Origin of the sequence: Cytophaga sp. (genome assembly GCF_051961495.1) — a bacterium.
In the GTDB taxonomy this organism is placed as follows: Bacteria; Bacteroidota; Bacteroidia; order Cytophagales; family Cytophagaceae; genus Cytophaga.
Window position 1 is genome coordinate 1 of sequence record NZ_JBQCDF010000300.1, and the last position, 9,351, is coordinate 9,351.

The 9,351-nt window shown below is 39.1% G+C and carries 11 protein-coding genes; 5 read left to right on the forward strand and 6 right to left on the reverse strand.

Translation table 11 applies throughout. The features are described from left to right. On the reverse strand, positions 1-1,703 hold a 1,703-nt coding region (locus ACTHJT_RS16710), incomplete at its 3' end, for a T9SS type A sorting domain-containing protein (RefSeq protein ID WP_440240312.1). Positions 1,704-2,009: 306 nt separating this feature from the next. Between ACTHJT_RS16710 and ACTHJT_RS16715 the strand changes: the two genes are divergently transcribed. Both ACTHJT_RS16715 and ACTHJT_RS16720 read left to right on the forward strand, forming a co-directional pair. After that, a complete protein-coding gene (locus ACTHJT_RS16715) occupies positions 2,010-2,603 on the forward strand; it encodes a hypothetical protein (RefSeq protein ID WP_440240314.1) in 594 nt (197 codons plus the stop codon). After that, a complete protein-coding gene (locus ACTHJT_RS16720) occupies positions 2,588-2,896 on the forward strand; it encodes a hypothetical protein (protein ID WP_440240316.1) in 309 nt (102 codons plus the stop codon). Before ACTHJT_RS16715 ends, ACTHJT_RS16720 begins: the two co-directional genes overlap by 16 nt. A 284-nt stretch (positions 2,897-3,180) precedes the next feature. On the opposite strand, the gene ACTHJT_RS16725 is transcribed toward ACTHJT_RS16720, so the two are convergent. Next, positions 3,181-3,417, reverse strand: a complete 237-nt coding sequence (locus tag ACTHJT_RS16725; protein WP_440240318.1) for a hypothetical protein — start codon at positions 3,415-3,417, stop codon at positions 3,181-3,183. Between the two features lie 118 nt (positions 3,418-3,535). Between ACTHJT_RS16725 and ACTHJT_RS16730 the strand changes: the two genes are divergently transcribed. Continuing rightward, complete coding sequence (locus tag ACTHJT_RS16730) at positions 3,536-3,913, forward strand: helix-turn-helix domain-containing protein (RefSeq protein WP_440240320.1); 378 nt, start codon at positions 3,536-3,538, stop codon at positions 3,911-3,913. Positions 3,914-3,921: 8 nt separating this feature from the next. Here the strand turns inward: ACTHJT_RS16730 and ACTHJT_RS16735 are convergent, their stop codons facing one another. Next, positions 3,922-4,221, reverse strand: a complete 300-nt coding sequence (locus ACTHJT_RS16735; RefSeq protein ID WP_440240322.1) for a hypothetical protein — start codon at positions 4,219-4,221, stop codon at positions 3,922-3,924. Positions 4,222-4,331: 110 nt separating this feature from the next. Between ACTHJT_RS16735 and ACTHJT_RS16740 the strand changes: the two genes are divergently transcribed. Together ACTHJT_RS16740 and ACTHJT_RS16745 are read left to right on the forward strand one after the other, a co-directional pair. Continuing rightward, complete coding sequence (locus ACTHJT_RS16740; RefSeq protein ID WP_440240324.1) at positions 4,332-4,559, forward strand: helix-turn-helix domain-containing protein; 228 nt, start codon at positions 4,332-4,334, stop codon at positions 4,557-4,559. Positions 4,560-5,019: 460 nt separating this feature from the next. After that, a complete protein-coding gene (locus ACTHJT_RS16745; protein ID WP_440240326.1) occupies positions 5,020-6,360 on the forward strand; it encodes an O-acetylhomoserine aminocarboxypropyltransferase/cysteine synthase family protein in 1,341 nt (446 codons plus the stop codon). Between the two features lie 116 nt (positions 6,361-6,476). Here ACTHJT_RS16745 and ACTHJT_RS16750 read toward each other — a convergent pair whose 3' ends face one another. From ACTHJT_RS16750 to ACTHJT_RS16760, 3 genes are all read right to left on the reverse strand, one after another. Continuing rightward, positions 6,477-7,349, reverse strand: coding sequence for a hypothetical protein (locus ACTHJT_RS16750; protein ID WP_440240328.1), 873 nt, complete (start codon positions 7,347-7,349; stop codon positions 6,477-6,479). Between the two features lie 15 nt (positions 7,350-7,364). Continuing rightward, positions 7,365-8,009: a methyltransferase domain-containing protein gene (locus ACTHJT_RS16755; RefSeq protein ID WP_440240330.1), complete on the reverse strand. Its 645-nt coding sequence runs from the start codon at positions 8,007-8,009 to the stop codon at positions 7,365-7,367. 72 nt (positions 8,010-8,081) lie between these two features. Next, on the reverse strand, positions 8,082-9,351 hold a 1,270-nt coding region (locus ACTHJT_RS16760; RefSeq protein WP_440240332.1), incomplete at its 5' end, for a DEAD/DEAH box helicase.

Below are 9,351 nucleotides of genomic sequence, written 5' to 3' on the forward strand. Positions count from 1 at the left end.
GAAGAATTTGTATATACCAATTGACCTAATGTGTTATACATTTTTACATCATATACGCCCGATCCGGATAGTACAAATGATTCTGTTGCCGGGTTCGGATAAGCAATAAGGGCATTTTTAGCCGTATTGGGTACAACAGCAGTTGTAATGCCAGGCGTTATTTCTACTTTGTCGCCGCTTCCATTACCCGTAATATAAGTTCCTGATTGCAGGAAGCCACCATCAATTGTTGTACGGGCGGTAGCACTTGGCAATGTTATCGTACATGTTACCAATACAGATGGTGCTGCTGTTTCCGAATAATACACCGTCAGCTGGTTTGTTGTGTTGCCGGAGATCATCGACCCACCCCATGCAAACCAGGCGTAGGTAGCGCCACTATATGCAGGCGCAGTGAATGTATAATAGCCTTTTCCGATAGCAGGTGCTGATTGCCATACAATATCAAAATCTTTATTCTTCACATTAACAGTAAATGTTGAACTGTCATCAGAGCAATCAGGATTGGTGGCAACAATATAATAAGTACCGGGAGTTAAATAACTTCCTGTAACAGGTGAAAGGTATGCTGCATCTGAATAAATATCAAATACTGTACCGCCGTGTACAGCATTAAAATTATCAAGGTACAGTTTTTTAAACACATCTTTAGTGAACTGGCCATTGAAACCAAAATAATCTCCATCAACGGTATAGTTGACCGTGTTGCCATAATTGTTTTTTGTTAAGATTATATCCGTTGTAAGCAATTTGGTCGGCACCTTTAATGTAGGCATGTAACTGTAATTGGTACATACTCCTAAAGTGACGTTTGGCTGATAAGCAATCTGGAATTGCGGATAACGGGATGTTTTATCAATCATTTCCGATACGTCCATTGCAGTGGGATCAAAAGTAACACCCGGGTTTCCAAATACGCTTTTATCAGTAAAGGTCATTTGTGACAGATCCATGGCAGTAGCTACCTGACCATCGAGATATACATAAGGCGTAATATCAATGACTTCATCTCTGCAAACAGAAGGCATGTTTTTAACTTCCAGTTTAAGACAAGGTGTTTCATTTACAATCACATAAATACTATCGTAATACAAATTAGTTGGATTACAAACTGCAACCTGCACTCTTATTTTATATTTTCCCTTGCCTACAATCGACCATGTTGTATTTGTGCCGATAGGTACTTCTGTTCCGACAGACTGGTCTGTAATCAGGATTCGCTGGTAAAGATCTGTGAGGTCGTTGCCGCTTGTGAAGAAATTAAATTTTGCGAAGAAATCTGGTGTAAAGTTTACTGTAGCGCCTTTTTCAACGGTGTACTTTAATGTATCAACAGTGAATAGAGTAGTGGGAGGAACAATGAGGTTTGTGAATATTTGAATGCCGCCGTGATGAGGAACAGTAGCATTCATTTTTTTTATGAACACAGCTGGGTAGTCACTATAGTGTATGCTTGTTAATTCATCGGTTGTAATAACTGATCCCTCCAGGCGGAACATTTTGTACATGCTTATATCATCGTTGGGATCATTAAGATCATGTATACCGGCAATTCGCATGATGTCTGCCAGAGTGATTAGTGAATCGACACAGGAAGATACCCTGGCCGGGTTATCTGCTACAATATATGTGTCGGTGGTTTGGGCACTAAGTCCGGATGATAGAAATAATGCAGAAAGGATAATCAGTACTTGTTTTTTCATAGTTAAAGGGGGAACTGTGAAATGAAATATGCCCACAGATGTGCGGACATGAACTTAAATGTACGTATTTCAAAAATGAAAAGTTTATGGTAAATGCTTATTGAAAAATTGAAAAATGTAAAAGTTAATGATTACTAATATGTTATGATTTTTTTAATAATGCTTTTTTAACAAAAGAATAGATTTTTTGCGTGTAGATTATTAGTATTGTTGTCCGATAAGAATTTTTAAATATTGAATATGAGGATGACATTCTTTAAAATAGATTCATACAGGTTGATGAAAAATACATGTATATTTTTTTCAATGTTTATCTTTTCTATAACAACATTTGCTCAGCAGGAAATTATTTCGGCCAGCTGGACACAGATAAATTCAGGTATTCCAAGGGATCGTTTTGTGCCAAGAGAACTATTCAAGATCAACGATTCAACTTTGTATCTGGGCTGCAGATATTATTTGTTACGGGTCTTTAAAGATAGTTTACGCCTTGAATTAAAAGTAAATGGTTCTGAAAATGTTATCCGGTCGGTAGTTGGATATGACAGTACCATTTATGTTTCTGCAAAGGGTAATCTGGTTTTAGAAAAAATGAATGATGTAGATTGGGTGGATATTATGAATGGATATACTGCCAGAGGAGATATTAACTGGGAAATGGTTGAATACAATTCTGAACTGATTTATTCTTCGTGGCCGCGTTGGCTGGAATATTATAACTTTGAGCCAAAACGTGGACGTCTTCATCCATGCTTGATCAGCGGGGACAGGGAGTTATTGCGGACTTTAAAAAGACGGATCAGGATCTGTTTGTTGCTTTATATGGCGGAGGCGTATACAAAAAAGACAGAACAAAAGATGATTGGTTGGATTGCAATAAGGGCATGCCTGAAAACCTGAATGTACGCGGGATGGAAGTAGTTGATAATAAATTGTTGTTTGCTGCTACCGAAGATGGTATTTATTATACCAGCCTCAAATCCATGCACTGGAAGCTTTGTCAACAGACAAAAAAAATAGAAACCAAATATGTTGACCTGATGTATCACAATGGGATTCTATATGCTACCGGTATTAACGGCGAACTTATGGTTAGTAAAGATCAGGGTAAACACTGGAACCGTGTGATTATTAATGGAGCAACGGGTATGTACTATATAGTATTGAAGCTATGGGATAGGATCTGTATTTAAGTGCCGATGGCCAGGGGAAAAAGCCTTCCGGCGTTTTTTCTATTCCGATACATACGATAGCGTCTGGCGTAAAATAAGATCTAGGCTGCATTAATACGATTCCTTTATGTATAGCACTTAACGTGGTTTAAAATAGATGAACCTGGCGAATACCGGAACAGGTAAAGCATATGAAATTTTTACCTATGTAGATATTGCTTCCTCCGGCGATTGGCACTATTAAAGAGATCCTGAGGACCTGCAGGAAGGTGATAAAAATGATTGTCCCCGTCCTGCAGGATAGTTTATTTTTCCGCCTTATCTAAAAAATCGATCAGGTAATAAATGTCTGTAGCTATGCGGGTAAAGTTTACAGGCAGCATCTCATGATTTTGTATAATGTAAGTCAGGTAAATTTCATGAATGGATTCTCTCAACTGCTGCGGCGGGGCAGATGAGAAGAGATCATGTAGCTTTTGTAAAAGAACTTGAGCATCTTCCTCTTGTGATGCTACACTTGTTTTTTTGATCTGTTCGTCCATAGCTGTGGTTTTAAACTTTTAGAACATCTTATAATATTTTGCGTTATATTTTTCTTATATTGTCAAATGTAAATATAAGTTACATCAATTGCTAATTATTTTAGTATGATTATTTCGTATGAGTAAACTAAATATTCAAGACCGGATCAAAAACATTATTGATGCTCTTGGTTTTACCAATAGGAGCTTTTCGTTGAAATTGGGAGTTGATCCAACTGTAATTCATAATATTGTTGCCGGCAGAAAAAGTTATCCGTCGTTTGCTATACTTGAAAAAATAATATTGTCATTTGATAATATTGATGCAAAATGGTTGCTCACCGGAAAAGGCAGTATGTATGGCGCCAGTCGTTCTCTGGTACTCCAGGAACCAATGCCGGAATATAGTTTAGCGCGTTCCAAAAAAGAAGTTGCATTAGAAAATGAAATTTTGCATTTAAAGGGGCAAATAGAAGCATATAAGAATGTCATTGCAAGTTTGTCTGGTTCAAAATGAAATTTGGATCATAAGCTGAATATATTGAGTACGATCAGCTCCTTCAGGCATTTGTTGGCGAGAATGAACAAATCTTTCTTATCGTGATAATTAAGCTGGCAGGCAGTATCATAATATTTATAATATGTGTTCAACCATTCATCTGGAATATTTTCCGGATCAAGATCCAACAGGCTGGCCAGGATTTTATGAAAATTATATTCACTGGATGTTGTAAAGCCAATATTTTCCATACCATTGAGAAATTGCTGCAGACAAAAATCTTCCACAATCAGGTTCAGCATAACTGTTTTTTTTGAAGGTATCATAGCTGCCGGGGTTTAATAGATCAAAAAATATCTTTGGCAATTATATTAATAAAATTCATTAATGACAATAGTGTAATTGATAATTATGAACAATTTTTTGAGATTTCGGAGTGAGTCAGATAAATAACAAAAAATTGGTTGAGCAGATTGCTCGAAAAATTAAATCGCTTCGAGAAGAATGCGGTTTAAGTCAGGAAGTGGTATACCACGATACAGGTATTCATATCGGTCGTATTGAAACAGGTCGCAGTAATGTGACAGTAAGTACGCTGGATGCGATCTGTACGTACTTTGATACCGACCTCGCAACTTTTTTTGCAGAGTTGAAAAAAATATAATCCGGATTGCACCGGATTTTTCGATCGCTGGATTGATCTTTTAATCAATATTTTTTGATTATCAGAGATGATTACTCACCTGTAAAGATGTCCATTCCACATTGAGTAATTCATTCCTCATGCCTTTATCTGTAGATAGTTTAAAAGATATCACCGGATTGGGAAAAGCTATGTCAATTAAATGATTGAATGATCAGTAGGTTTATAATATAATTTTGCACACCTGCGCCTTTTCGGCTAAACCGAGGCAGATTGATTAATCTGGAATTTCATATTAAAACAATATTTTATTAGTGGTATTCAATCAGAATAATATTCTAAATATAGCGCACATATTTTTCATGTTAAGAATAATATTCTGACTTTTACTTTTGTTCAACGCCGAGTATGTGCTTATGCACACCTGTTTAAATCAGTAATAAATAGTGCCGGCTTATTTACTCACCAAAACAATACTGCTATGTCTTATCAATTTGAAACGCTCCAGTTACATGCCGGACAAGAAGTAGATCCAACTACACAGTCGCGTGCAGTACCCATCTATCAAACCACTTCATATGTATTTAAAGATTCTAACCATGGTGCAAATTTATTTGCATTGAAAGAATTCGGAAATATTTATACACGGATCATGAATCCGACGACAGATGTCTTTGAAAAGCGCATTGCTGCATTAGAAGGCGGCGTGGCTGCTTTGGCAACATCTTCCGGGCAATCGGCGCAGTTTATTGCATTAACAAATATTCTCCAGTCAGGCGATAATTTTATCACTACTTCATTTTTATATGGCGGTACTTACAATCAATTTAAAGTGTCTTTCAAACGCCTGGGTATAGAAGCACGCTTTGCAGAAGGAGATGATGTAGCAGGTTTCGAAAAACTTATTGATTCGAAAACAAAAGCGATCTATGTTGAAACGATCGGTAATCCGGAATTTAACATACCTGATTTTGAAGCATTCGCGGCTCTTGCCAGAAAACATGACCTGCCGCTGGTTGTAGATAACACATTTGGAGCGGGCGGTTATCTGTTCAGACCGCTTGAACATGGTGCCAATGTTGTGGTGCAGTCTGCCACTAAATGGATTGGAGGTCACGGTACTTCGGTGGGTGGTGTTATTGTTGATGGTGGAAATTACAACTGGGGTAATGGAAAATTCCCTCAGTTCTCTGAACCATCTGAAGGCTATCACGGATTGGTTTTCTGGGATGTATTTGGCACAAACGGTCCATTTGGGAATATTGCCTTTATCATCCGTGCACGGGTAGAAGGCCTGCGCGATTTTGGTCCGTCGCAAAGTCCGTTCAATTCGTTTCTTTTATTACAAGGTCTTGAAACATTATCATTGCGTGTAGATCGTCATGTGCAGAATGCACAGGCATTGGCAGAGTGGCTTGCCAATCACCCGGATGTAGCACAGGTAAATTATCCAGGTTTAACAAGCAGCAAATATCATACGCTGGCTAAAAAATATCTGAAACGCGGCTTTGGTGGTGTATTATCTTTCGAAATCAAAGGAGGGAAATTACGCGCGGCGCAATTTGTAAACAGCCTGAAGCTGGCGAGTCACCTGGCCAATGTGGGAGATGCAAAAACATTGATCATTCACCCGGCTTCAACAACGCACCAGCAATTGAGTGATGAAGAGCAACGGGTTGCAGGCGTAACATCGGGTTTGTTACGTGTTTCTGTGGGCATAGAGCATATCAGCGATATCCTTGCAGACTTTGAACAAGCCTTTGCAACCTTGCGTGAAATTGAAGAGGGGCATGTTGCACCGCCGCTGAAGCAAGGTGTTTAAAAGACCTTTTTAGTTGTTATAGGAAGCTGAAGGCTGACGACCTTTGGATTAGGGCAGTAATCGGACAGAAACAAGGGCTGTCTGGTTGCTGCCTTTTTTCATTCAGCTTAGAGGGATCATTTTTTGATCACGATTTTAAAAAGCTTGCCTCGTTCATTGGTTGCACGCAGCTCATTTTTGTTATACCAGCAGATCCCTTCAGATTGTCCGGCACTGGGAAATTTGATCACACCATAGGATTGTAGCTGAATACCCGTTGGAGTCTCCAGGATATGGAACAAAAATATTCTTCCGTAAAGAAGCATTGCCAGGTTCTCTGTTCTAGAAGATTTATCTTGGAATACAGAGCATGCATTTACCATTCCTTTAAACTGAAGTCTCTGCTGTACAGTTGCTGTGTGTGCGGTAGTATCCTGCGCCAGCCGGTATATTTTAACTGAATGGACGCCTCTGTTTTTTGAAATAAAATAGTACGAAGAATCTCTTCTGAAAAACGCTTCGCAGTCAAAATTCATGCTATCCTTTGCCGGAGGAAATTGCACCTGGTCTTCGTAATGGTAAGTATGTTTTATGGTCTGGTTCTTGTTTACGTCATAGTTATAGAGGCACAGGTCTTTTCTTTGGTTGCGATTGTTTCCTATATCGCCAATTACAATATGCTGATTTTGCAAGCTGTCTTTGTAGCAGACCAATTCTTCCCAATCTCTATTTTTCGCATCAGGAATTTTTTTTGTGTCAAGTAATGTACCTTGTCCATTGATTGCAAATATTTCTGCATCACTACCGCTATCGTTCAGGGTGTAATACAGGTCAAGATCTTTTTCAGGTTTCGCCAGTGCTGAGCTTTCACAGATAACACTATCCATGAAAGCAATACGTGTTATTCTTGCATGAATAATTTTCACATGTTTTCCATCTATCTTATTTGCACCTGGCGTAAGGATGGATTGTAAGAAAAACGCAATGGCGTAAAATAGAGAAAGTAACATAGAAGTAAGAGATAATTATTCTGACAGGAAAGTATGTTTGTCTATATGTTCATTGATCTCCTCTTTATTAAGCTTGGTATTGGATTCGTGCGACTCCATATCTTTCAGATAGAATTTTAATTCTCCTTTAAAATGTGTGGAGATGAGCCGGAACGAATCCGGTACACAGAATTCTTCAGCAAAGTACGTAACAAGTTTTGTTCCTACAGGAACCTTGTTCAATTCATTAAACAAGTGATTCGTGTATAAAATATATTGTTCGATCGAAACTTCACTGCGCGCATCAATAGCGGAGGTCGGATCAATTTTTTCCTGGAAGGAATTGAAAAAATAAATCCCGTCGTAACCATTGAAGTTCATTTGCAGTACATCCTGTAAACGGAAAGAAGTATTCGATACCTGGTGCTTTTCTTTCAGTTGATTTGAAATCTCTATGAAATTTTCACGAATATCAATGCCATGAAATTCAGAAGCGGGATGAAGTGCTGCACCTACAAAACAGAATTTTCCTGCACCGCTGCCAATATCCAATACCTTTACAGATTTCTGGTTGCAGAAAAAATCAGAAGCGATCTTTGATACAAAAACCGAAGTCCAGTGCCTTTCAGATAACTCACGGATCTCAAAAGGGTATATCGCGTCGAAATCTTCGTCGGACATATTTTTTTGAATACGGAGTTGCTCTATGATCATCGTGTTGCTAAAATATTTTAATATCGATTAATTGTCAAGTCAGTTAGTTGTGGGTACTGTTATCCGTGCAGCAAATTCAGCAGGCTGTTTTGTATAAACGTTTTTAGAAAGGATTTGCGTATAGTGCCAGCCTTTCAGGCCAAATATAAGCGGCTTGTTAAAATGCCAGTATTTGGCAAACTCCATGTTCCTGTATACTTCATCATCGGTATCCACCAGGCGGTAACCATTGTTTTCCCGGATGGTCAGCGAAGCAAAGGGGTATAGTGGCGCTACCTGTAAAGAAGCATGTTCCGCACACCATTGTGAAATTTTGTGCGCCGTGGAATTGGGTGAAACAGAAGGAGCATGTTTAATAAAAAAAGTATTTCTATCAAACTGCTGGCAGTCCCATGCGTACTGCAAATACTCTTTCAGTACCCTTGGTCCTTCGTGTTTCAGGCTTTCTGTCCGAAGTTCCTGCGGCATGATGCTGGCTACAATGATTACTGCCTCGCGTGCACGTGAAACAGCAACATTCATACGTTTTTCTCCGCCTTGCATATTCAGGCTTCCGAAAAGCATGGAAAACTTACCATTTTTATCCGGTGCGTAAGCCACGGAGAAAATAATAATATCACGCTCGTCGCCCTGTACGTTTTCTATGTTTTTTACAAAAAGTTCTTCCGGAATTGAAATCTGTTTGCGCACAGACTGTTCTTCCAGCATATCCTGGATGTAAGATGCCTGCTGGTAGTTGAAGCATACAATTCCAATGGAATGCTTACCGGACTGAATAAGGTCGAATGTTAAACGCACCACTTCTTCAGCCTCGGTTTTATTGATACTGTTTGCCCAGGTACCGGCAACCTTTCTGTAGGTGATTGGTTTAACGTCTGAGCGTATATTGGCGTAGTCGGGTATGTAGTTTAATTTATTGTTATAGAACTGCTGATTCGAAAATGCGATCAATTCCGGGTAACGGCTCCGGTAATGGCCTTTCAGTAAGATGCTGGATAAATATCTTCCGCCCAGGTCAAGCAGGGAATCAATTTCGATATCTGCGTCATTTTCTTCTTCATCGTCCCATCGTACACGATAAAGATCGCTCGGCGGCAGCTGCTGCGAATCTCCTGCAATTACGATTTGTCTCGCACGGTACATAGCTGGTAAGCTGTGCTCGGTATAACATTGAGAGGCTTCATCAATGATGATGAGGTCGAACAATTGTTCAAGCGGGAAAACACAGGATACCTGTTCTGGTGACATCATCCAGCAGGGTACCAATGAAAATGCTTCTTCTGCATATTCCTGCATGAGCTTGCGCATG